The organism is Pseudoalteromonas sp. J2K-J599 (assembly GCF_059295115.2).
The window spans coordinates 1181859-1205814 of sequence record NZ_CM200271.1 but is presented as its reverse complement, the minus strand read 5'-3'; the positions used below and the strand labels follow the sequence as shown (position 1 = coordinate 1205814).

Sequence of the window (23956 nt, the reverse complement as noted above, 5' to 3'; positions counted from 1 at the left end):
AAAAGCACTTTTTTTATGTTTTTTCTTGGTTTTTAGGTGTTTCGACCGAAAAACTCTCAACAGGATGCACTAAAGCAAGCTTTAACACCTCGTCAATCCAAGTAACTGGGTGAATATCAAGACCTGCCAGCACGTTGTCTGGTATCTCTTTTAAGTCACGTTCGTTAATTTTTGGAATGATCACTGTTTTAATTCCACCACGATGCGCCGCTAATAACTTCTCTTTTAAACCACCAATAGGAAGTACTTCACCGCGTAGCGTAATTTCACCAGTCATAGCAACATCTGCTCGTACAGGATTACCCGTTAAGCTAGATACAAGACCCGTTACCATTGCTGCGCCCGCACTAGGACCATCTTTTGGTGTTGCGCCCTCAGGTACGTGTACGTGAATATCACGTTTTTCGTAAAAGTCGCTGTTAATACGAAAAGTATCTGCTCGATTACGCACAACCGTCATTGCCGCTTGAATCGACTCTTGCATTACATCGCCAAGAGAACCGGTGTAACTTAACTTGCCTTTACCTGGCACTGCCGCACATTCAATTGTTAGCAAATCACCGCCAACTTCTGTCCATGCTAAGCCTGTAACTTGACCAATACGGTCGCCATCTTCAGCTTTGCCATAGTCAAAGCGCTGCACACCTAAAAAGTCTTCTAGGTTATCTTGATTGATGGTCACTATTTTAGTGTCTTTTTCAAGTAAGATATTTTTAACTGCTTTACGGCATAGTTTCGAAATTTCGCGCTCTAGGTTACGTACACCCGCTTCACGTGTGTAATAACGAATAATGCCAATAATTGCGCTGTCTTCGATAACTATTTCAGACTCTTTTAAGCCGTTACGTTTAACTTGTTTAGTAATTAAGTGCTCTTTTGCAATGTTTAGCTTTTCATCTTCGGTGTAACCCGACAAGCGAATAACTTCCATACGGTCCAACAATGGACCAGGAATGTTAAAGCTGTTTGATGTTGCTACAAACATAACGTCAGATAAATCATAATCTACTTCAAGATAGTGATCGGCAAAATGACTGTTTTGCTCGGGATCAAGCACCTCTAACAATGCTGATGCTGGGTCACCGCGCATGTCAGATGACATCTTATCGATTTCGTCTAACAAGAATAATGGGTTTTTAACGCCCACTTTAGACATGTTTTGAATTAGCTTGCCTGGCATAGAACCAATGTAGGTACGACGATGGCCGCGAATCTCAGCTTCATCGCGAACGCCGCCAAGTGCCATACGCACATATTTACGACCAGTAGAACGCGCTATAGATTGCCCAAGTGATGTTTTACCAACACCAGGTGGTCCAACTAAACATAAAATTGGCCCTTTGAGCTTATTAGTACGCTGTTGCACCGCGAGGTACTCAATAATGCGTTCTTTTACTTTATCTAAGCCGTGGTGATCGCTATCAAGAATTTTTTGTGCGCCTGCTAAGTCTTTTTTCACTTTAGAGCGTTTTTTCCATGGCACATTAATTAATGTATCTATGTATGAACGCACTACAGTTGCTTCTGCAGACATTGGCGACATCATTTTAAGCTTATTGAGCTCTGTAGTTGCCTTTTCTTTAGCTTCATCAGGCATGCCAGAATCTTCAATACGCTTTTTAAGCGCTTCAAATTCGTCAGGCACATCATCAAGCTCACCAAGTTCTTTTTGAATGGCTTTCATTTGCTCATTGAGGTAATACTCGCGCTGAGATTTTTCCATCTGCTTTTTAACGCGGGTACGAATTTTCTTCTCAACTTGCAATAAGTCTATTTCGCCTTCCATTAGTGCCATTAAATATTCAAGACGTTCTGTAACACTTGAAATTTCGAGCACTTTTTGTTTTTCAGGTACTTTAAGCGGCATATGCGCTGCCATTGTGTCGGCAAGGCGTGCTGGCTCATCAATACCTGAAACCGAAGTTAGTACTTCAGGTGGAATTTTTTTATTTAGCTTTACATAGCCTTCAAACTGGCTAATTGCGCTTCGGATAAAAATATCTTGCTCTTGTTCATCTACAGAATCAGATTCAATAAATTGAGCATTAGCGACAAAAAAATCATCGTTATCAACAAACTCTTCAATTTGTGCGCGCTGTGTACCTTCGACTAAAACTTTAACTGTACCGTCTGGTAATTTTAATAACTGAAGTACAGTGGCAATAGTACCGATACGATAAATATCATCTTGCTCTGGTTCATCTACAGTTGCATCTTTTTGTGCAACCAAGAAAATTTGTTTGTCTTTGTCCATTGCCGCTTCTAGGCATTTTATTGATTTTTCACGGCCAACAAAAAGCGGGATCACCATGTGCGGATATACCACAACATCGCGCAGTGCAAGGACTGGGATTTCGACTCGGTCGGTTCTCTCAAGCGTCATTATAGTTTCTCTTCGCACTTCATTTATTTTAAAGATTACTCAAGTATATGGGGATAACCTAATTAAAGTTCAACAATTTTCCCTAACTCGATTAAATTAATTATAAAAAAAGGAGCCTAAGGCTCCTTTTTCCATTCAAATAGCTTAAAAACTATTCTGATGAAGCTTTATCTTGCTTATTATTTTCATAAATCAAGATTGGATCTGACTCACCTTTAATAACGGTTTCATCAATAACCACTTTGCTTACATCATCCATTGAAGGAAGTTCGTACATAGTATCAAGTAACACGCCTTCAACAATTGAACGAAGACCACGTGCACCTGTTTTACGCTCCATTGCTTTGTGAGCAATAGCAGCTAAGGCATCATCGCGAAACTCAAGTTCAACATCTTCCATACCAAACAATACTGAAAACTGTTTAGTAATCGCGTTTTTAGGTTCACTCAATATTTGCACAAGAGCTGCTTCATCAAGCTCAGTTAATGTAGCCACTACCGGCAAACGGCCTATAAACTCAGGAATTAAGCCATATTTAACTAAATCTTCTGGTTCTACGTCTTTAAATGTTTCACTTAAAGAACGACTCGCCGCAGACTCTTTTACGCTAACGCCAAAACCGATACCGGTGTTTTTATGGCTACGTTGCTCAATTACTTTATCTAGGCCTGAAAATGCACCACCACAAATAAACAAGATTTTAGATGTATCTACTTGTAAAAACTCTTGCTGTGGATGTTTACGACCACCTTGCGGTGGAACAGAAGCAACGGTGCCTTCAATCAGTTTAAGTAGCGCCTGTTGAACGCCCTCGCCTGATACATCACGCGTAATTGAAGGATTATCAGATTTACGAGAAATCTTGTCAATTTCATCGATGTAGACAATACCGCGCTGTGCTTTTTCAACATCGTAATCGCACTTTTGTAAAAGCTTTTGAATGATGTTTTCAACATCTTCACCTACATAACCTGCTTCGGTTAATGTAGTGGCATCGGCCATAGTAAACGGCACGTCAAGTAGGCGCGCTAATGTTTCTGCAAGTAATGTTTTACCACTACCTGTTGGGCCGATAAGCAAAATATTACTTTTACTTAATTCAATGTCTTGCTTAGTCGATTGGTTACGTAGGCGTTTATAATGGTTATAAACGGCAACAGACAATACTTTTTTAGCATGATCTTGACCAATAACATAATCGTCTAAGTGTTTACGAATTTCTTTTGGTACAGGTAGTTTGTCAGACGTATCATGCTTAGGAGCAATGTCTTTGATCTCTTCCCTGATAATATCGTTACACAACTCTACACATTCATCACAAACGTATACTGAAGGGCCTGCAATTAATTTACGCACTTCATGTTGGCTTTTGCCACAAAAAGAGCAGTATAACAATTTATTACTTTTGTCGCCGTCTGTAGGAGTGTCAGACATTCAGCTACCTCATTTTATTACGTTGGCCACCAAAACTATTGGCGGCTATTTCAATACGCTTTAACTATACCAAAATTTATTGGTTTTCGCATAGTAACTCAAAGTGGCAAACAGGCAGTCCTGCTTACCAAGCGCTTACTTTTTGTCGCGATTTGTAAATACAGAGTCTACCAAGCCGTAATCTACAGCTTGCGAAGCACTCATGAAGTTATCACGATCTGTGTCTTTAGAGATAATATCCAATGGTTGGCCTGTATGCTCAGCCATTAAGCGGTTAAGCTTATCTTTAATAGACAGAATTTCTTTAGCGTGTATTTCAAAGTCAGATGCTTGACCTTGGAAACCACCTAATGGTTGGTGAATCATCACACGTGAGTTTGGTAGGCAAAAACGCTTACCTTTAGCACCAGCAGTAAGTAAAAAAGCACCCATGCTTGCAGCTTGACCTACACATATTGTACTTACATCTGGTTTGATGAAGTTCATTGTGTCGTAAATAGCCATACCCGCAGTTACTGAACCACCTGGTGAGTTGATATATAAAAAGATATCTTTATCAGGGTTCTCTGATTCTAAAAATAGCATTTGCGCTAAGATCAGATTTGCCATGTTGTCTTCAACTTGACCTGTTAAAAAGATAATACGCTCTTTTAATAATCTCGAATAAATATCATACGAGCGCTCGCCTTTTGGTGTTTGTTCAACAACCATTGGGACCAATGCATTTAGGGGATCTGTAATACCAGTATTCATACTTATTTAATTCCTTATGCGCTTATACTTATCCTTATTATAAGGAAGCATAGTTATCGTTTTTCGCAAATTTAGAGCCAAAAACTAAAATGGCCCGAGCACGCTGTATAAACAGAGTAACACGAGCCATTTAATCGTTAGCGAGAGCTTAAGTCAATGACTTATTAAGCACCTTGCTGTGGATTCATGATGTCATCAAATGCTTTTTCAACATCAGTAACAACTGCTTTAGCTAAAATAGCTTCAACAGCTTGCTCTTCCATTGCTACATTACGCATTTGCTGCATAAGTTGATCATTACCTTTGTAGTATTCTACTACTTCAGTTGGATCTTCGTATGCAGAAGCTACTGTTGCGATTAATGCTTCAACTTTAGCATCATCAACTTTGATGTCGTTAGCTTTAATCACTTCACCTAATAAAAGGCCAGTTTTTACACGTGTTACAGCTTGCTCGTGGAACAATTCAGCTGGAAGCTCTGGCATGTTTTGAGCGTCGCCGCCAAAACGTTGAGCTGCTTGCTGACGTAGAGCATCAACTTCTTGATCAACAAGTGCTTTAGGCACTTCGATTTCGTTGTTAGCTAAAAGACCTTTGATTGCTTGGTCTTTAACGCTTGCTTTAACCGCTTGGTCTAGCTCACGTGTCATGTTCTTTTTAACTTCTTCTTTAAGCGCGTCTACGCCGCCTTCGGTAACACCGAATTTAGTTGCAAACTCTTCGCTTAATTCTGGTAATTCTTGCGCTTCAACTTTTTTCACTGTGATAGTGAATTGAGCCGCTTTACCTTTTAAGTTTTCAGCGTGGTAATCATCAGGGAAAGTTACATCAGCTACTACTTCTTCGCCTGCTTTTTTACCTACGATGTTATCTTCAAAACCTGGGATCATACGACCTTGGCCAAGTTCTAATGGGAAGTCTTCAGCTTTGCCGCCTTCAAATACTTCACCGTCGATAGTACCTACGAAATCAACTGTTACACGGTCGTTTTCGCCAGCTGCTGCATCAACATCAGCCCACGCTGCGTGTTGCTTACGAAGTGTTTCTAGCATGTTAGCTAAATCTTCGTCAGTTACTGTTACTGCTGGTTTTTCAACAGTAATTTTATCTAAACCTTGAACTTCAACTTCAGGGTAAACTTCAAACGTTGCTGAGAATTCTAAATCTTTACCTGCTTCAAGTGATTTAGGAGCGAATGTAGGCGCGCCAGCTGGGTTGATTTTTTCAGAAACGATTGCTTCAATGTAATTACGTTGCATTACTTCGCCAGCAACTTCTTGACGAACTGCAGGGCCAAAACGCTTGTTAATTACAGATACTGGAACTTTACCAGCACGGAAACCATCTATACGCTGTGTTTTTGACAGTTGTTGTAGGCGTTTTTTTACTTCGGTCTCAACGTTCTCTGAAGGAACGGTGATAGTTATACGGCGCTCAAGGCCTTGGGTCGTCTCAACAGAAACTTGCATGATTTACCTCAATATTCAATTTTGGCGACTGTTCGCCTTCCTTTACAAACAAAGTGTTCTGCATGAGTCTTGATAAAGTTTAAGCGGTTTTTCACACTTAAAAGCATCCGTCGCTACCATGAGACACCATTGCTGCTTTGCCCTTCGGGCACTATGTTAAACAATAGACGCGGCATTATAACCTAATATTTATGATAGTCGAGTATAGGGGGCAATTATTTGGACTAGATAAGGGACTATAAAGACTAACTGAATAAAAAACAGGCTAACTACGGACTAAATAGAATAAAATAGAAATTATTTAATAGAATTATAGGCTAACAGATTTAGATTTATAACTTAGAGGAATTTACTTATTGTTCTTATTAGATAAGAAAATGGTCGGCGATGCAGGATTTGAACCTGCGACCCCTTGGACCCAAACCAAGTGCGCTACCAAACTGCGCTAATCGCCGACATTGAAGAGTTAACTTCTTTTTTCATACTGAACACTTAAACTGAGAGTTTAAGACCATTTTAAGAAAATGGTCGGCGATGCAGGATTTGAACCTGCGACCCCTTGGACCCAAACCAAGTGCGCTACCAAACTGCGCTAATCGCCGATATTCGTTGTAAATGGGGTGACTGATGGGGCTCGAACCCACGACAACCGGAATCACAATCCGGGGCTCTACCAACTGAGCTACAATCACCGCTATATTTACATGTTTTCAAATGGTGCACCCAGAAGGATTCGAACCTTCGACCGACGCCTTAGAAGGGCGTTGCTCTATCCAGCTGAGCTATGGGCGCATCGAAAACTTCATAGTTTACCAATAAGCTATTCGATTATAAAAAATTATAAAAAAATGGTCGGCGATGCAGGATTTGAACCTGCGACCCCTTGGACCCAAACCAAGTGCGCTACCAAACTGCGCTAATCGCCGAAACTTATTATTGCTAGCGAGTGACCTCGTTGACAACGGGGTGCATAATAGTGATTTGACGGGGTTAGGTCAAACGTTTTTTTAAGAAAACCAATCAAGTGCTCATTTTTAGTGCACAATGGTTAAATATTACAATAGTCGGCTGAATTTTAAACTATTTAACAGCTCAAACGTTATATACCTTAAAAGCAACTTGGCGCTGCTATGCTTTTCTGCGAAAATAGTAGGCACATTATAAAACGAGTTAAATAAAGAGCGTATTTTTCTTTATTAGCATTTTTACCCCTATTTTATTATGCATTCGTTTTTAGAGTATCGGTATCTAGTTAATTAACCCCAATTAAAGGTCACCCATGACGGCAAACATCATTGATGGTAAGGCAATCGCAAAACAAGTACGTAGCGCTGTAGCAGAACGCGTAAGTGAACGTGTAGCAAATGGTTTACGTGCACCAGGACTTGCAGTAGTACTTGTAGGACTTGATCCAGCAAGCCAAGTTTATGTTGGTTCAAAACGTAAAGCCTGTGAAGAAGTCGGTTTTATCTCTAAATCATTTGATTTACCAGCAGACACACAAGAGCAAACTCTTTTAGATTTAATTGACGAGCTAAATAATGATGCCGAAGTTGATGGAATTTTAGTGCAGTTACCACTGCCAAAAGGTCTTGATGCTGAAAAGATTTTAGAACGTATTACCCCACATAAAGATGTTGATGGATTTCATCCATATAACATTGGTCGATTAGCACAGCGTATGCCTGCCCTTCGCCCATGTACGCCTAAAGGTATTATTACATTACTTGATTCAACGGGTGTACGTTATAAAGGGATGCATGCAGTTGTCGTTGGCGCGTCAAATATTGTTGGTCGTCCAATGTCGTTAGAGCTTTTATTAGCAGGTTGTACTACCACTGTGTGTCATAAGTTTACTCAAGACTTAGAAACACATGTTCGCCGCGCTGACTTATTAGTTGTGGCTGTCGGTAAACCTGAATTTATACCGGGAGATTGGATAAAAGAAGGCGCTATTGTTATCGATGTGGGCATTAACCGCTTAGATACGGGTAAATTAGTCGGTGATGTTCAATACAGTGTGGCCGAACAAAAAGCGCATTTTATTACACCTGTACCAGGTGGCGTTGGCCCGATGACTGTCGCAAGCTTAATTGAAAACACACTTGAAGCGTGTGAGAAATATCACAGCTAAGCTGTTTAAAAAATCAAAAAAGGGTTGCCATTTGGCAACCCTTTTTTAGTTTGACCTGAATTACTTTAAACGCTTACGCTTTACGCCACGTTGTTTTACCAGCTGAATCTTCAAGTATTACACCTAATGCATTAAGTGCATCGCGAGCTTCATCAGCAGCAGCCCAGTCCTTACTAGCACGTGCTTCATTACGTTTTACAATTAATGCTTCAATTGTCGCAACTTCGTCGTCATCTTGCCCACCTTGTAAAAAAGCTTCCGGTGCTTGTTGAGCAACGCCTAACACTTCACCAAGGCTACGCAGTATAAACGCAAACTTGCCAGCTTGACCTGCGTCACTTTCTTTTACGCGGTTTAATTCTTTAGCAAGTTCGAACAACACAGGTAGTGCTTCTGGTGTATTAAAGTCGTCATTCATTGCTTTTCTAAATTTAGCAACAAACTCATTGCCTTCTAAATCGCATTCTACCGGTACGACATCACGAAGCGCTGTATAAATGCGTTCAAGTGATGAACGCGCTTGGTCTAAATTTTCTTGTGAGTAATTTAATTGGCTGCGGTAATGCCCTGAAATTAAAAAGTAACGAACAGATTCAGCATCGTATGCTTTTAAAACTTCACGCACAGTAAAAAAGTTATCTAACGACTTAGACATTTTTTCTTTATTTACTTGCACCATGCCAGTATGTATCCATGTATTTACATACTTGCCGTTGTTTGCACAGCACGACTGGGCAATTTCGTTTTCATGATGTGGAAACTGTAAATCAGACCCCCCACCGTGAATATCAAAATGCTCACCTAAGTGTTTTGAGCTCATTGCCGAACATTCAATATGCCAACCAGGACGCCCTTCACCCCACGGTGATGACCATGATGGCTCACCTGCTTTGGCTTTTTTCCATAACACAAAATCAAGTGGATCGTCTTTATCTTGAGCTACTTCAACGCGAGAGCCCGATTGCAGCATAGTTAAATCTTGCTGAGAAAGCGCACCGTATTGCTCAAACGTTGATACATCAAACAATACATCGCCATCAGCTGCAACATAGGCATGGCCCTTTTCAATCAAGCGCTTAACCATAACGATAATTTCATCCATATGGCTTGTAACGGTTGGTTCAATATCTGGGCGTAGCATATTTAGGCTATCAAAATCTTCATGCATCGCTTTAGTCATGCGCACAGTTAAATCGTTTGTTGACTCACCATTTTCATTTGCGCGTTTAATTATTTTATCGTCGATATCTGTAATGTTACGTACATATTTTAAATCGTAACCAATATGACGTAAGTAGCGCACAATAACGTCAAAACCAACAAAAGTACGAGCGTGTCCAATATGGCAGTAATCATAAATGGTGATACCACACACATACATGTCGATTTTGCCTTCGACCATAGGTTTAAATTGCTCTTTTTGTCGCGTGAGTGTGTTGTATATATTTACCATTTACTTTGAGTCCTTGACTATTTACTTGAACAGTTATGTTACCACTTGAAAAGCCCCTGCTCTAGCGCTTTATAACAAACCAAACATCTACTTTGTTAATCTTAGCCAACTACGATAAAATAGCGCCAATATTTAAACCAGATATAGGAAAACACATGGTTGTTCTACACACCAATTTTGGTGACATCACCATTAAAATGTTTGAGCAAGAAGCTCCAAACACAGTTAAAAACTTTTTAGAGTATGCAAATGCTGATTTTTTCAACGGCACTATCTTTCATCGTGTAATCGATGGTTTTATGGTTCAAGGCGGTGGTTTTGTACCAGGTATGGAACAAAAAGAAGTTAACGACCCAATTAAAAATGAAGCTAATAATGGCCTATCTAATAAGATAGGTACTTTAGCAATGGCACGTACACCTGATCCTCATTCAGCTACAGCGCAGTTTTTCATTAACGTGAATAACAACGACTTTTTAAACCACAGCAGCGAAACATCGCAAGGCTGGGGTTACTGTGTTTTTGCTGAAGTAGTAGAAGGTATGGACGTAGTAAATAAAATAAAAGGCGTAGCAACAGGTAGTACTGGTTTTCACCAAGACGTGCCTCTTGAAGATGTGATCATCGAAAGCGTTACTGTTAGCTAATAGTAAGTTTACCCACGTAATGTGGAGTATCGGCGGGCATTTACGCAATGTGTATACGCCCGCTTTATTTATATCGAAAAGACTGACCTATGACTCGCCAAACTTACTTTATTGCAGATTTACACCTAAGCGAAAACCGCCCCGACATTAGCGCTGCATTTTTTGACTTTTTAAATACGCATATACTAAATAAAGATGTAGATGCACTTTATATTTTGGGTGATTTTTTTGAAGTATGGGTTGGAGATGACTACATTACAGCGCTGAGTGCCGATGTAGCAAAGCATTTAAGCGCCGTTAATGATGGTGGGACACCTGTTTATTTTATACATGGCAACCGTGATTTCATAATGCGCAAGCAATATGCAGACATGGCCGCAATGACTTTACTCGATGAACAAACAGTCATTGATTTATATGGTACGCCTACCGTTATTTTACATGGCGACGAAATGTGTACTCAAGATACTGAGTATCAAAAATTTCGTAAAAAAAGCCGTGGTTGGTGGTGGCCAAAATTAATGCTTGCAATGCCACTTTGGTATCGTAAAAAAATAGCGCGTAATGCCCGTGAAAAAAGTAAGTTGAGCCAAGCTGATAAACCTATCGAAATTTTAGACGTTGTAGATGAAGCCGTGCTTGCCACCTTTGCCAAACATAACGTTACTAATATGATTCATGGTCATACTCACCGCCCTAATGTTCATACCTATAAAGTTAATGAACAAACGCTTACTCGTACAGTGCTAGGTGACTGGTATACCCAAGGCTCTTATTTAGTCGTTACCCCTCAATCACAAGAATTAATTAGCACGCCTTTCGCATAATTTAAAATCCTGACTATTATTTAACTATATATTTGAATAATAGTGAGAGGTTTAATGATTAAGCTGTTAATTTTCATCGTAGTAATTGCCATTCCTACCAAAGTATTTAGCGAGCAAACATGGCAAATTGTTACTGAAAACTACCCTCCCTATTTTAGCGAAAACCTTCCTGATAACGGTTGGTTATATGAAATCACTCAATCAGCCCTTAAAACTCAAGGCATTAATAGCGAAGCCGAGTTTACGACATGGGACCGCGCCCTAAAGCTATTAGAAAAAAAGAGAAAAACAGCTATTTTAGGCGCTTTTTATTCATTAAAAAGAAATGAAGTTTTTTACTACTCTCGCCCACTTGCAGTTGCTCATTCAGGAATTTTTAAACGCAAAGAGAGTGCTATTAACTTCGATGGTACAGTTCAGTCATTAACACCTTATAGTATTGGTACAGAAGACAATGCCTTTGTAAGCCAAGAGTTTGCTAGAAATACTGAGCTGGCAATAACATCTACTAAAAGCCTTCCTACAAGTTTATACCTGCTACAACAAGGACGTATTGATTTGGTCGCAGGCACTAAAGAAGTAGGGAAGTATTGGCTTGAGCACAATAACGAAGTTGATTTAGATAAGAATAAAATTGAGTACTTATTGCCAGATCTTGCTTCTCATAAACTATATTTAGTTGTCTCTAAATCAAATTACAGGGCAAAAGAGTACTTACAAAAGTTTAATAGAGGGATTGATATAATAATTGAAAACGGAAGCATTGCTGAAATCATGAAGAAACACAATTTCAGCAATCAAAAAACAGCTGAATACATTAATTTTTTAAAAGAAAATTAGCTTTCTGCTATTGGCAAGCCACTATGAAACTTAAAATCTTCATCCTGTGATGAAATTAATTCGGCTTCAATCTCGCCAAATTCTTTAACTCGTTCGGTAATATCAAAATCAGCAATTTCTTGCGCTAAAGTTAGATAATCTTGGTAATGACGGGCTTCAGAGCGCAGCAGCGAAATATAAAAATCACCTAAACGTTTGTCAACATGCGGCGCAAGCTTTGCGAAACGCTCACATGAACGCGCCTCAATGTAAGCGCCTACAATTAATTTATCAACAAGGGCATTTGGCTCAAACGTTTTAACATGACGAAGCATGCCTTTTGCATAACGACATGGTGTAATGCTTTGGTACTCTACACCGTACTCGTCCATAATTTCGAGCACTTGGTAAAAATGATGCAACTCTTCTTTTATCAACAATACCATTTTATCAATTAAATCTTGTCCATATGGCGAATTAGATTTAGGAATTATTGATTTAGTTAGCTTATTTTTAGCAGCGAGATCACGCCAATTCCCTTCACGCTTATAAATAAGCGTTTCAAATGGCTTTAGCCACTCGAGTAAGGCATCACTGCCCTCTTTATCAACAGCGTATTTACGTATTAAAAACATCGCACTTTGAGCCGCTTTTAACTCACAAATTAAGTGATCGATTAAGATGACTGATAAGTTCTCTTTTTTAATTGCCTGCTCCACCCACTGCTGCGGGGTTGTACACACTAAAAAGTTATTGATCGGCTCTAAAAGTTGGCTATGTGGCACGTTGACTGCTCATTACTAAATAAATTTGATATGCCATTATTTTAACACGAAATTTTGTTTGGGATAAATCAAAGCCCTAACCTGTGCAAAAATGTTAATATTGAGTTAACTTGACTTTGCAAAATAAGTGAACCATAACTGTACATAGACTGTATAAAAATAAACCAACCAAAACAGTAATACGTTCCTTTTATGGAGTAAGCACTATGATATTAAATCACCTCTGGGGCATTTATGCTCACCCACTTGAAGAATGGCAAACAATAGATAATCGCCATGAAAGTTTAACCTATAGTTTGTCGCATATTTTACTGATTGCTTTGTTTCCTTCAATAATGGGTTATTACTCATCTGTTTATTTAGGATGGAGTATAGGCGCAGGCGACCCCGTATTTTTAACGCACGATAGTGCGCTATTAATTGCAGGTGCAATGTATTTTGCTTTAATAGCGGGCGTTTTTGCATTGGCGTATTTGGCTCATTGGATGGCCGTTACATTTGGCTCTAAGCCTACATTTACACAAACACTTGAACTTGCAGCTTATACTGCAACACCTGTGTTTATGTCGGCGCTTGCCGCCTTTTGGCCTGTACTTTGGTTTGTAGTGTGTATTGGAATTATTGCACTAGCTTACTCGGTCTACTTACTTTATACCGGCGTACCAATACTTATGCATATTCCAGAAGAGCGTGGCTTTATTTATGCCAGCTCGGTTGTAACGTGTGGATTAATATTACTAGTTATTATTTTAGCTGTAACAGCTATGCTTTGGACAAATGGGATTGTTAGTCCAATGTTTACTTAATAAAGTTTAGCTAATAAAGAGTCGTGTTTGATAGAAATGTTCCCTTTCTTTCCTTCGCAAAAAAGGAGCTAATTAGCTCCTTTTTTTATGTAACGACTTTTTATTAACTAATTATTAATCAGCTTCGTTTTCGTCTTGGTTGTGAATCTCTAAACTTGAAGACATCGCACTTTCGCGGGTGCTTTTTGCTGAATCGTTACGTAGCTCATCAATACGGTTTAAATAGTTTTGATCAATGTCGCCTGTAATATATTGCCCATCAAATACTGAGGTTTCGAACTTAGTAATTTCAGGATTTTCTTGGCTAACCGCAGCTATTAAATCTTTTAACGATTGAAAGATTAAACCGTCAGAACCAATACTTGCATTAATATCTTCAACTTCACGGCCGTGAGCAATAAGCTCAGCTGCTGAAGGCATATCAATACCGTACACATTAGGGAAGCGTATTTCAGGCGCTGCGGATGCAAAGTAAACATTTTTAGCACCAGACTCTCGAGCCATTTCAACAATTTGTGCTGATGTTGTACCACGAACAATTGAGTCATCAACCAATAATACGTTTTTACCTTTAAACTCGCGATCAATTGCGTTTAGCTTTTGACGCACTGATTTTTTACGCATCTCTTGGCCTGGCATGATAAATGTACGACCAATATAACGGTTTTTAACAAAACCTTGACGATACGGTAAATCAAGTACACGTGCAATTTCCAGTGCTACATCGCATGAAGTTTCTGGGATTGGGATAACTACATCAATGTCTTTATCAGCCCATTCGCGTGCAATTTTTTCACCTAGTTTTGTGCCCATGTTTACGCGTGTTGCGTACACAGACATCCGGTCTATTGTTGAATCAGGTCGAGCAAAATAAACAAATTCAAAAATACACGGCGAGTAAGATGCTTTATCTGCACAACTAAGTGAATGAAATTCACCTTCTTCTGTAACATATATAGCTTCACCAGGGGCAACATCACGTACAAACTCAAAGCCGTCCGGTTTTAACGCAACGCTTTCAGAGGCGAACATGTACTCAGTGCCTTTTGCAGTCTCACGTTTACCAAATACAAGTGGACGGATACCATTAGGGTCGCGAAAAGCAACAATACCGTGACCAATAATCATAGCAATTGTTGCATAACCACCGCTTACTTTATTATTTACCTCGGTTACCGCAGTAAATATATCTTCAGGGTCTAAATGCAACTTCTCAGATTTACTTAGTTCATGTGCCATGATGTTGAGTAAGATTTCTGAATCAGATGTTGTATTTACATGACGACGTGCTTCTGAGAATAACTGCTCTTTTAAAGCTTCTGCATTAGTAAGGTTACCATTATGGGCAAGCGCTATACCAAACGGTGAGTTAACATAAAAAGGCTGTGCTTCAGATGAGCTTGAAGACCCTGCTGTAGGATAGCGCACATGGCCAAGACCTATCGTACCTTGTAGTCGTTTCATATGACGAGTGTGAAAGGCATCTTTCACTAAGCCATTTGCTTTGCGTAAGCTGAACGTATTATTCTCAATGGTAATGATACCCGCGGCATCTTGACCACGGTGCTGCAAAACAGTTAAGCCATCATAAATCGCCTGATTGACAGGGGATGTTCCGACTATTCCAACGATACCACACATGTAATTTATCCTCGCCGATTAACGGTTTACTGAATTTAAAAAGCTCGAGTTGTTTTCTAGGTATGAAAAGAACCATTCAACAACAAAGCCAAATTCTGGAATCAAAATAGAATTGCCCCACCAGTGCGTATTGGGTGCACCAGTAAAAGCATCAAGAAAGAAGAGTAACGCGCTCACGACCAACACGCCTCGTAGAGCACCAAACACTATGCCAAAGACACGGTCGGTACCCGATAAACCAGTACGATGTACGAGCTCACCTAAAATGTAGTTTAGTAAACCGCCTAACAGTAGCGTCGCAAAGAATAATATGGCTATGGCCGCCGCATTTCTTAAAAGGGGTTCAGAAATGGTTGTTAGGAAGGAAGCTAAATATTGGTAAAATAAGCTAGAGATGATAAAGGCGCCAGCCCATACCGCTAATGACATTGCTTCTTTTACAAAGCCGCGTATTAAACCGATGATGGTAGACAATACAATGATGCCAATAATGGCGTAATCAACCCAGATCATAAGAACCAATTAGTCGCTAATTTGGGGCGCATTCTATACCCAAACATCGTTAGTATGCAAGTTTAAACGGGAGATTACTGGGTTGTAGTTAATACAAAAAATTAACATTCTAGTCTAGGTATTGTGAGATAAAGATAATGATAAAAAAAATATAAATAAATAAAAAAAGGCTTGTTATACAAGCCTTTTTAAAATTATTTTGTTACTTCGTACTGCGTAACTTTACCATTTAATTTAGTAAGCTCTTTGAGCTGGGGGAGCTGCTTTTGTAATTCACTTTTATCAAGCGAAGGACCAACAAATACTTTGGTTAATGTCCCATTTGGGGTTTTAATCGGTTTAGTAAACGTTTTAAACCCTTCAGCCTTTAATTTAGCCTGTAATGCTTTAACGTTTGCAACATGTGAAAAACTACCTAATTGAATAACATAGGCCATACTCGTTAGGTTTTCATCACTTTTACGTGGTGCAATTGGCTCTGGCTTAGCTTGAACAGGCGCTTTTGTAATTGGTGTAGCTTTGGGTTCTATAGTTGCTTCAACAACTTTATCTTCCACAGCGTAATCACTCTCATCCTTCGCGCTTTGCTGCTCAAAAGCTTCATCGTCAGCTTGAATGTCTTCAATTTCATCTTGCTTTAGTGGCTCAGCATTAGCCATATTTTCATCAATTGACTCTTGAAGATCGATTGTTTTGAACTCAGGGCGGTCTGGGATCGCTTTAAAGCCTTCTTTATAATGCACTTTTTCGCCATCGAGTATATTAGGGATAAACACAATTGCTGCGATCACCACTATACTTGTTCCGACTAAGCGATTAATAAAACTTGAGTTCACCGACATCCTCTCTATTTTTTAAAGTAATTAATAGCGCCAGCAACTGTAAAAAATGAACCAAATATAATCAACATAGTATCACTTTGTTGTTCTGGTAAAATTACATTCAGTGCTTGTGCCACACTATCATAGCTATTAATAGTATTATGATGAGACAATTTCTGCAGTGCATTTTGTAAATTACTTGCAGTGTCACCTCGCGGGCCACTTAAGCTCGCTAATGACCACTCATCAACCAAGTGACTTACTTCTTTAAATACACCCGCTTTATCTTTATCAGCAAGCATAGCGGCTAATGCATGAATTTTAAAGCCTTTATCTTTATAGCTTGATAACTTATTGGCTAAATAACGCGCCGACTCAGGGTTGTGTGCTACATCGGTAAAGACTAAAGGCTCAATACTTAACTGTTGAAATCGCCCTTCGACAACTAAATTAGCTAAACAACTTCGTATAATTGATTCACTAGGTAATAAGTTTAAAACACTTAGCGTAGTTAATGCGGTAGCTGCATTTTGACACGGTATTGCAGGCTTATCTATTTCAAAATTATGTTCTTTATATTGCCAATTAAAGCTCTCAGCATTTTCTTTAAAAATAAAGTCACTGCCCGACAGCGTCATGTTGGCATTAATTTCTTTACCATAATCAGTCATTGTGTGAGGAATATTTAAATCCCCTATAATAGCGGGCGTATTTTCACGAAAAATACCGGCTTTATCATAAGCCACTAACTCACGGGTATCACCTAAGTACTCTTTATGGTCTAAGTCTATAGTCGTGATCACGCTTGCAAAGGGAGTGACTATATTTGTGGCGTCAAAGCGCCCACCTAAACCAACCTCTAGCAATACATAATCGACGTTACAGCGTTTAAAAATTGCCAACGCACCCAAAGTACCATATTCAAAATAAGTCAGAGGAGTGTCTTTACGGCCTTGCTCAAGCTGGTGAAAAGCATCTATATGAAATTGGTCTGCCAATTCTTCCCCATTAACTCGTACACGCTCGTTATAACGAATTAAATGTGGAGATGCGTAAGTACCCACATTGAAACCTTGCGCTAGCAATAGCGACTCTAAGCAGCGTGCTGTGGTACCCTTACCGTTTGTACCGGCAATAAGAATAATTTTACTTGGAGTGTTTAACAGGCCAATATTGTTAGCAACATTAGCAACTCGTTCTAAGCCCATAGCAATGTTAGCTGGGTGAACACTTTCTAAATAAAAAAGCCAATCATCAAGGCTTGATGATTGGCTAGGAGTTTTTTTTGTCATAGCGTGTAATCAGTAAAGCTGAAATTTACGCTACTCTATGCTCTTGTTCCGTAGAAGGCAAGTTCATAAATTTAGCTAAAATGCGTGCAAGGGTATCGCGCATTTCACGGCGGTCAATAATCATGTCAATTGCACCGTGTTCAAGCAAAAATTCACTACGCTGAAAGCCTTCAGGTAATGTTTCGCGAACAGTTTGCTCAATAACACGAGGACCCGCAAAACCAATTAATGCTTTAGGTTCTGCAACGTTAATATCGCCCAGCATAGCAAGTGATGCAGATACACCACCCATAGTTGGGTCAGTCATGACTGAAATAAACGGAAGACCTTTTTCAGTCATTTTTGCAAGTGCAGCACTTGTTTTAGCCATTTGCATAAGCGACATAAGCGCTTCTTGCATGCGTGCACCGCCTGATGCAGAAAAACAAATAAGCGGCATGTTATGCTCTAAACATTGATCAACAGCATCAACAAAGCGAGCGCCAACAACAGAAGCCATTGAACCACCCATAAACGAGAACTCAAATGCTACTGCTGCAACTGGAATACCTTTTAATCGGCCTTTCATAGCTACAAGTGCATCTTTTTCACCACTTGCTTTTTGGGCTGCACTGATACGATCAGAGTATTTTTTAGAATCTTTAAACTTAAGAATGTCTTTAGGCTCATGTTGTGTGCCAAGCTCTTGACGGTCACTTTCATCTAAAAAGTGCTCCAGGCGCTTACGGCCACTAACACGCATGTGGTGGTCACACTTAGGACATACGTTTAATGACTTTTCTAATTCAGCTTTATATAAAATTGAATCACACGATGTGCACTTAGCCCAAACACCTTCTGGGATTTCTTTACGACCTGATGATTTTGTCGTTTTAGGTAAGATTTTTTCTAGCCAACTCATTTGCAACTCTCTTAATGCTGTTCTGTGTCGCGAGCCTGCCAATAGCAATTAGCAGACAAATTTTTTCAATTAAAACATGAATTACACTAACGCGGTATAAAAAACTGGTCTTAGTAGTTAAAAGTGTTCATAAAAAGCACTAACGACAACCATAACTAAATTTCAGCGTCAGGTAAAAACAATGGACCTAAAGGCATTTTAGGAATATTAAACTCTTCAGGATAATCGACATCAACCAAGTATAAACCTGCAGCTTTAGCTGTAGCACTTGCTTTAGCACGCTCTTTACAATCAAGTAATTCTTTCAACCAAATAGGCTGTTGCTTATGTATGCCAATATCCATCAAGCTCCCCGTTATATTACGTACCATGTGATGTAAGAACGCATTCGCCTTAATATCAATAATAACGTAACACCCTTGGCGCTGTACCGATAAATGATGAATAGTACGAGTCGGTGTATTCGCTTGACAATGGATCGCTCGAAAAGATGTAAAATCGTGTGTCCCGATCAAATACTGACAGGCTTCCTGCATTTTAACTTCATCTAATGGGTGATGAAAATGCGTAACCCCTTCGCTTAACACTGCTCCTCGAAAAGGAGAGTTATAAATAATATAGCGGTATCGGCGAGCGGTTGCACTAAAACGAGCATGAAAATCGACAGCAACTGGTTGTGCAAAGCGAATAGCAATATCTTTAGGCAATAAGGTATTCATACCCATTGTAAATGCGACCATGTCACGCGAAGCTTCAGTTTCAAAATGTATTATTTGACCTGTACCGTGCACACCCGCATCAGTTCGCCCCGCACATACTACTTCAACTGGGTGATTACAAATACGCGACAATGCCTTTTCTACTTCTTGTTGTACGCTATTTACATGTGATTGACGTTGCCACCCACTATAGCGTACGCCGTTGTATTCAACTCCAAGTGCTACTCGCATAATTACTGCTTTACCTACTGTGCTAATGAACACGGCATTTTATGCTATCTCTCGACGCAATAAAAGGAGGTGTGCGGTAATACCCTTTTTATTAAAAACATGAACATTTTAATGAATCAAATAACTTAATAATTACGATGTAAATTATTCTTTTATAACAATTACATACTATAAAATTCGCTTCATTAATGCGTTGCTTTTCCTTGTTATAATTAAACTAACATCCATAAAAAAACCCTTAATTAGAATAACCAATTAAGGGTTTTTTTAACAATTTGTTATTTTAGTTTCGCTTTTAAACTAAGTGCCTCTTCTTGAACTTCTTCTGGGCCTTTGTTGATGACATCCTCAATGACCTTGAGCGCAGAATCAAAATCATCAATTTCAATATAAGCACGCGCTAAATCTAGTTTAGCTGAGTAGCCACCACTTTCAGCATCAACATCGGTTGGGTTATCACCAGCAAGTAATGCATCAAACTCACTCAAACCGACATCCATATTAACGTCGGTGTAAGGTTCGTGTTCAAGTTCAGCCTCTTCACTTTCTTCTAATAATGAATCTATATCTACAAATTCATCATTATCAAGTTGCTCAATATCACTACTTTCAACAAGTGGCTCTTTTGTAGTTAATGAGCCATCTTCCTCTAAGTCTTCTTTTAGCAAGCTGTCAAAGTCGACATCAAATTCACTGCTATCCTCAGCGCTTAATTCTTCAGGCTCCGCTAACTCACTAAGTAATGAATCAAAATCAGTTTGCGTCAAATTTGACATAAACTCTTCATCAAGTTCATCGTCAGAGCTAATATCAGTGCTACCTGCTTCATCTGAGTTTGTTAACTGTGCTTCGCGCTCTGCATTTGTTTGCTCTTGCTGCTCGTCTGATAACTCATCAGTTAGCGCTTGCTCTAAAGTATCTTCGTCAAACTCAACATCTAAGTCAGAAAAATCGTCTTCAATTAAAATTTCATCATCAAAATCGTCTTCTAAACTATCTAAATCAGTATTTTCAGAAAGCGCAATTGATAAGTCCTGCTCAGCTTGGCTGGAAGCGACTCCCTGCGCCTCACCGTCTAAATCATCACCTTGTAATTCTTCGGGAGTAAATGGCAACTCACTTTCTAGTGTTTCTTGAACTTCATCAAGGTTAAGAGGTTTGGTATCCTCTTCTATACTAACTGGTTCAACAGAATCAATTCCGTCATTAATTTCTTGCAGTAAATCATCATCAAACGACTCGTCTTCAACCTTAGCTTCTGATTCAGAGAAGTCATTATCAAAATCATCTTCTAAGCTATCTAAGTTAGCATTTTCAGAAAGCGCATTTGCGAGATCTTTCTCTGTTTGGCTAAGTGCTACTGCATTTTCTTCACTCGGTGTATCTTCTTTAGGTTCTTGCGGCTCAAACGAAGGTTCATTCTCCAATAATGAATGATCATCATCTAATTCAAGTTCAGGATATTCATCTAACTCTTCACTTGGCGTTATAAGATCGCTATCAAGCTGCTCTTCAATTTTTGTAAGATCTGAGTCATCGTCGCCCGCTAACGGATCGTCGCCAAGATCTACTTCTATTTCTTCAAGATCGTCGTCAAGCTCATCTAAAGACCAATCTGGTGTTTCTATATAGTCATCATCCGTCGCTTGTTGTAGCTCATTTAAAAGCTCATCAACGCTCTTTAAAGTATCATCTGTATATTCTTCAAGCGCATCTTCAGGATCAAGAAGCGACTCTGATGTATCTGAAAAATCATCAACCGTTACATCTATAAGTTCAGATTCTTCTTTAAGCTCAGGTTCTTCTGCAAGTTCAGGCTCATCGTCAAGCTCAGGCTCTTCTGCAAGTTCAGGCTTATCGTCAAGCTCAGGCTCTTCTGCAAGTTCAGGCTCATTGTAAAGCTCGGGCTCTTCTTCAAGCTCAGGCTCTTCTTCAAGCTCAGGCTCTTCTTCAAGCGCAGGCTCATCGTAAAGCTCTGGCTCTTCTTCAAGTTCAGGCTCTTCTTCAAGTTCAGGCTCTTCTTCAAGCTCAGGCTCTTCTTCAAGCTCAGGCTCATCGTCAAGCTCGGGCTCTTCATTTAATGATGAAGCAAGCGACTCAATATCATCAACATTTAATTCTTCTTGAGCATCTGCTAAATCCTCAACTGAGTCTGCCAATGCATTATCAATTTCTGAATCTCTTACATCTGAATTTTTTACTTCATCATCAATTAGGTTATCTATATCGTCTAAATCAAAGCCATCACTTTGTTCAACTAATGAATCATTTGCAGCATCAACTGCAGCCTCATCAATTAGGTTATCAATGTCGTCTAAATCAAATTCGTCACTTTCCTCAACTAATGAATCATTTGCAGTATCAACTGCTGCCTCATCAATTAAGCTATCTATGTCGTCTAAATCAAAGTCGTCACTTTCCTCAACTAAAGAGTCATTCTCAGTATCAACCGCAGTCTCATCAATTAAGCTATCTATGTCGTCTAAATCAAAGTCGTCACTTTCCTCAACTAATGAATCATTTGCAGTATCAACTGCTGCTTCATCAATTAAGCTATCTATATCGTCTAAATCAAAGTCGTCACTTTCCTCAACTAATGAGTCATCTGCAGTATCAACTGCAGCCTCATCAATTAAGCTATCTATGTCGTCTAAATCAAAGTCGTCGCTTTCTTCTAGAAGTTCATCTTCGTCGAGTAACTCTGCATCAAGTGAGTCATCTACCACATCACTTTTTGGGTCATTCGCCTCATCAATTAAGCTATCTATATCGTCTAAATCAAAGTCGTCGCTTGTATCAAGTTCAGCTGAAGTGTTATTTGAGGTAGCTAATTCTGTTGATGTTTGATCTAATAATTCATCTATATCAAAATTATCTTCATCTGCAAGCTCTTCACTTAAAGCCGCCATTTCATCATGAGATTCTAAGCTGTCATCCTCTAAAGCTTCGCTTGTTTGCGGTGCATCAAACTCAGGTAGACTATCGTCTTCATCAAACAAGCTATCTAAATCGTCATTAGTTAGGATTTCATCATTGTTAATTGAGTCATCAGATAAGTCTAAATCTATATCTTCAGCGTTTTCATCTGAAGGTTGATCAAACCCTTGCTGCATAAAAATATCGAGCTCATCATCGTCATCGGTATTTTCATCATCAAAAACAATGTCATCGCTTAGCAAGCTTTCGAGCTCATCCTGATCAAGTAAATTTTCGTCGCCAGAAAAATCATCTAAGCCGTCGTCTAAATCATCATTAGGCAACATATCACTTTCGAGACTATCATCTAATTGAACACTCAAGTCATCTAAAGGGTCAGGTACAATTGGATCGTCATTTAAGCTTGGGCCTAAATCATCATCGCCAGTATAAGTTGGGGTTTGTGGTAAAAAGTCATCATCGTTTTGCGGCTCTTCTTGATTACTTGCTCGTTTGCGTAAAAACATAACGATTGCAAAAATAATCAGTAACCCAGGAATAAACATTAACAAGCCCAGTACTATGGGATTTGAAAATAATGAGCCAAAATCAAATGACTCTTTTGGTATTACTTCTTGTTTTTTTTGTTGGGCAATAATCTCGTTTTGTTTAACAATGAGTTCTTTTAACTGATTTTGAATTTCGCTGTCTTGTCCTAATTGCAAACGTAAGTTTTCGAGCTCTTTAGATATTCCTGATAACTGTTTTTTAAGATTATTATTTTCGACTAAAATCTCTTCTACATTACTAACTGAGCTTTTAAACTGTTGTTGTAACTCAACAAGCTTAGTACCTTGCTCTGTTTTTATTTCATTTAATTCTTTCTGTATCTCTTTTTTAGCATCGTCTACATCAATTTTACGCGCTTGAGTTACTTTTGTTTGCGCTGAGTTAATTTCGCTTTGTGTAAGCGTGCCATTTTTTTTCTTTTCCCATAATGCATCATCTTGCTCAGAGCGTTGCTTTGCGAGCTGCGTATTTACAGCTTTTATTTCGGCTAAGGTAGGGATTTTTAAATAGGCACCATTTTGAATGTGATTAAGATTTTGTTCTAAAAATGAATCGGGATTTTTGTTATACAAAGCCTGCATAACTTGATAAATACTGACAGAATTGTCTGGGCGCACTTTAGCTGCTATACGCCAAAGCGTATCAGTTGGTTTAATTGGCCCAATTGATCGCCCTTGCGCACCATAGTCAACGCCTTTAGGCCCCTTTAATTGGGTACTGTCCTGAGAGTAAACTGGCGTTACTATCAATGCAGACGCTAATATAATAAGTGTAGCTAAACCGCGCATGCTGATCCTTTAATATTTAAATATTAATAAAACACCTAAAACTTAAGTGCATA

Annotated in this window: 18 protein-coding genes and 5 tRNA genes; 5 read left to right on the top strand and 18 right to left on the bottom strand. The window is 39.1% G+C overall.

Features of this window, described 5'->3' with window-relative positions; translation table 11 throughout:
- Nucleotides 1–13 precede the first annotated feature (13 nt).
- From lon to AC5NT5_RS05450, 9 genes are all read right to left on the bottom strand, one after another.
- Nucleotides 14–2383, bottom strand: coding sequence for an endopeptidase La (lon, locus tag AC5NT5_RS05490; RefSeq protein ID WP_149591824.1), 2370 nt, complete (start codon nt 2381–2383; stop codon nt 14–16).
- Between the two features lie 151 nt (nt 2384–2534).
- Nucleotides 2535–3818, bottom strand: coding sequence for an ATP-dependent protease ATP-binding subunit ClpX (gene clpX / locus AC5NT5_RS05485; RefSeq protein WP_182672005.1), 1284 nt, complete (start codon nt 3816–3818; stop codon nt 2535–2537).
- Between the two features lie 135 nt (nt 3819–3953).
- Nucleotides 3954–4571: an ATP-dependent Clp endopeptidase proteolytic subunit ClpP gene (gene clpP, locus AC5NT5_RS05480; protein ID WP_002958346.1), complete on the bottom strand. Its 618-nt coding sequence runs from the start codon at nt 4569–4571 to the stop codon at nt 3954–3956.
- A 164-nt stretch (nt 4572–4735) separates the two neighbouring features.
- Nucleotides 4736–6040 carry a trigger factor gene (gene tig, locus AC5NT5_RS05475; protein WP_002958347.1) on the bottom strand — a complete coding sequence of 435 codons (1305 nt, stop codon included), beginning with the start codon at nt 6038–6040 and terminating at the stop codon, nt 4736–4738.
- 378 nt (nt 6041–6418) lie between these two features.
- A tRNA-Pro gene (locus tag AC5NT5_RS05470) sits at nt 6419–6495 on the bottom strand.
- A gap of 70 nt (nt 6496–6565) precedes the next feature.
- Nucleotides 6566–6642: transfer RNA gene (locus AC5NT5_RS05465), tRNA-Pro, on the bottom strand.
- A 14-nt stretch (nt 6643–6656) separates the two neighbouring features.
- A tRNA-His gene (locus tag AC5NT5_RS05460) sits at nt 6657–6732 on the bottom strand.
- A gap of 23 nt (nt 6733–6755) precedes the next feature.
- A tRNA-Arg gene (locus AC5NT5_RS05455) sits at nt 6756–6832 on the bottom strand.
- A 57-nt stretch (nt 6833–6889) separates the two neighbouring features.
- A tRNA-Pro gene (locus AC5NT5_RS05450) sits at nt 6890–6966 on the bottom strand.
- A 353-nt stretch (nt 6967–7319) separates the two neighbouring features.
- Between AC5NT5_RS05450 and folD the strand changes: the two genes are divergently transcribed.
- The gene (folD, locus tag AC5NT5_RS05445) at nt 7320–8174 is read left to right on the top strand and encodes a bifunctional methylenetetrahydrofolate dehydrogenase/methenyltetrahydrofolate cyclohydrolase FolD (protein ID WP_002958348.1); all 855 of its coding nucleotides are present in this window, start codon (nt 7320–7322) and stop codon (nt 8172–8174) included.
- A gap of 73 nt (nt 8175–8247) precedes the next feature.
- Here the strand turns inward: folD and cysS are convergent, their stop codons facing one another.
- On the bottom strand, nt 8248–9627 hold the full coding sequence (gene cysS / locus AC5NT5_RS05440; protein ID WP_188161818.1) for a cysteine--tRNA ligase: 1380 nt from the start codon (nt 9625–9627) through the stop codon (nt 8248–8250).
- A gap of 155 nt (nt 9628–9782) precedes the next feature.
- Between cysS and AC5NT5_RS05435 the strand changes: the two genes are divergently transcribed.
- The 3 genes from AC5NT5_RS05435 (at nt 9783) to AC5NT5_RS05425 (ending at nt 11941) form a co-directional block, all read left to right on the top strand.
- A complete protein-coding gene (locus tag AC5NT5_RS05435) occupies nt 9783–10274 on the top strand; it encodes a peptidylprolyl isomerase (RefSeq protein WP_002958350.1) in 492 nt (163 codons plus the stop codon).
- 89 nt (nt 10275–10363) lie between these two features.
- Nucleotides 10364–11101, top strand: coding sequence for a UDP-2,3-diacylglucosamine diphosphatase (locus tag AC5NT5_RS05430; protein ID WP_002958351.1), 738 nt, complete (start codon nt 10364–10366; stop codon nt 11099–11101).
- Nucleotides 11102–11155: 54 nt separating this feature from the next.
- Nucleotides 11156–11941, top strand: a complete 786-nt coding sequence (locus AC5NT5_RS05425) for a transporter substrate-binding domain-containing protein (protein ID WP_188161817.1) — start codon at nt 11156–11158, stop codon at nt 11939–11941.
- Here the strand turns inward: AC5NT5_RS05425 and miaE are convergent.
- Nucleotides 11938–12705 (bottom strand): tRNA isopentenyl-2-thiomethyl-A-37 hydroxylase MiaE, encoded by a 768-nt coding sequence (miaE, locus tag AC5NT5_RS05420; RefSeq protein WP_182696375.1) that lies wholly within the window; start codon nt 12703–12705, stop codon nt 11938–11940. The two genes, AC5NT5_RS05425 and miaE, sit on opposite strands and share 4 nt — an antisense overlap.
- A 206-nt stretch (nt 12706–12911) precedes the next feature.
- Between miaE and AC5NT5_RS05415 the strand changes: the two genes are divergently transcribed.
- Nucleotides 12912–13511 (top strand): Yip1 family protein, encoded by a 600-nt coding sequence (locus tag AC5NT5_RS05415; protein WP_165744914.1) that lies wholly within the window; start codon nt 12912–12914, stop codon nt 13509–13511.
- Nucleotides 13512–13625: 114 nt separating this feature from the next.
- Here AC5NT5_RS05415 and purF read toward each other — a convergent pair whose 3' ends face one another.
- The 7 genes from purF to AC5NT5_RS05380 form a co-directional block, all read right to left on the bottom strand.
- Nucleotides 13626–15152: an amidophosphoribosyltransferase gene (gene purF / locus AC5NT5_RS05410; RefSeq protein ID WP_494513488.1), complete on the bottom strand. Its 1527-nt coding sequence runs from the start codon at nt 15150–15152 to the stop codon at nt 13626–13628.
- Between the two features lie 18 nt (nt 15153–15170).
- Nucleotides 15171–15665 carry a CvpA family protein gene (locus AC5NT5_RS05405; protein WP_002958356.1) on the bottom strand — a complete coding sequence of 165 codons (495 nt, stop codon included), beginning with the start codon at nt 15663–15665 and terminating at the stop codon, nt 15171–15173.
- A 194-nt stretch (nt 15666–15859) separates the two neighbouring features.
- Complete coding sequence (locus tag AC5NT5_RS05400) at nt 15860–16501, bottom strand: SPOR domain-containing protein (protein WP_182672002.1); 642 nt, start codon at nt 16499–16501, stop codon at nt 15860–15862.
- Between the two features lie 11 nt (nt 16502–16512).
- Nucleotides 16513–17778, bottom strand: a complete 1266-nt coding sequence (folC, locus tag AC5NT5_RS05395; RefSeq protein ID WP_494513487.1) for a bifunctional tetrahydrofolate synthase/dihydrofolate synthase — start codon at nt 17776–17778, stop codon at nt 16513–16515.
- 25 nt (nt 17779–17803) lie between these two features.
- The gene (gene accD, locus AC5NT5_RS05390) at nt 17804–18679 is read right to left on the bottom strand and encodes an acetyl-CoA carboxylase, carboxyltransferase subunit beta (protein ID WP_494513486.1); all 876 of its coding nucleotides are present in this window, start codon (nt 18677–18679) and stop codon (nt 17804–17806) included.
- Nucleotides 18680–18834: 155 nt separating this feature from the next.
- Nucleotides 18835–19629, bottom strand: coding sequence for a tRNA pseudouridine(38-40) synthase TruA (gene truA / locus AC5NT5_RS05385; protein ID WP_002958360.1), 795 nt, complete (start codon nt 19627–19629; stop codon nt 18835–18837).
- Nucleotides 19630–19907: 278 nt separating this feature from the next.
- On the bottom strand, nt 19908–23903 hold the full coding sequence (locus tag AC5NT5_RS05380; RefSeq protein ID WP_494513485.1) for a FimV/HubP family polar landmark protein: 3996 nt from the start codon (nt 23901–23903) through the stop codon (nt 19908–19910).
- Between the last annotated feature and the right edge of the window lie 53 nt (nt 23904–23956).